Origin of the sequence: Pseudomonas sp. R19M, assembly GCF_050312585.1 — a bacterium.
Taxonomy (GTDB): domain Bacteria; phylum Pseudomonadota; class Gammaproteobacteria; order Pseudomonadales; family Pseudomonadaceae; genus Aquipseudomonas; species Aquipseudomonas palleroniana.
Window position 1 is genome coordinate 1 of sequence record NZ_JBNPJV010000119.1, and the last position, 432, is coordinate 432.

General features: G+C 60.6%; 1 protein-coding gene. It reads left to right on the forward strand.

Going from position 1 to position 432, the window contains the following annotated elements; genetic code table 11:
• Window positions 1–432: alanine--tRNA ligase-related protein (locus ACQRBT_RS28295; protein WP_427851699.1), on the forward strand; the 432-nt coding region annotated here is incomplete at both ends.

The window sequence follows — 432 nt, forward strand, 5'->3', positions numbered from 1 at the left end:
TCATCGGACCTGACACATCAGGCTGTGGATGGCCCCTTCAAGGCCAGCCACCGCGTTGTAGCTGACCATCTGCGTTCGACTGCGTTCCTGATCGCCGATGGCGTTCTGCCCGCCAAGGATGGCCGTGGGTATGTACTGCGCCGGATCATGCGCCGCGCCATGCGCCATTTGCACATGATGGGTACAACCGACCCTATTTTTTACAAGCTGCTGCCTGCACTCATCCAGCAGATGGGTACTGCCTACCCCGAACTGGTGCAGGGTGAAGCCCTGATCCGCGAAACCATGCGCGGTGAGGAAGAACGCTTCAAGGCCATGCTCGACCGTGGCCTGCACCTGCTGGACGACGAAAAAAGCAAGCTTGCCTCGGGCGCACCGCTCCCCGGTGACGTGGCCTTCCGCCTGTATGACACATTCGGCTTTCCGCTGGAC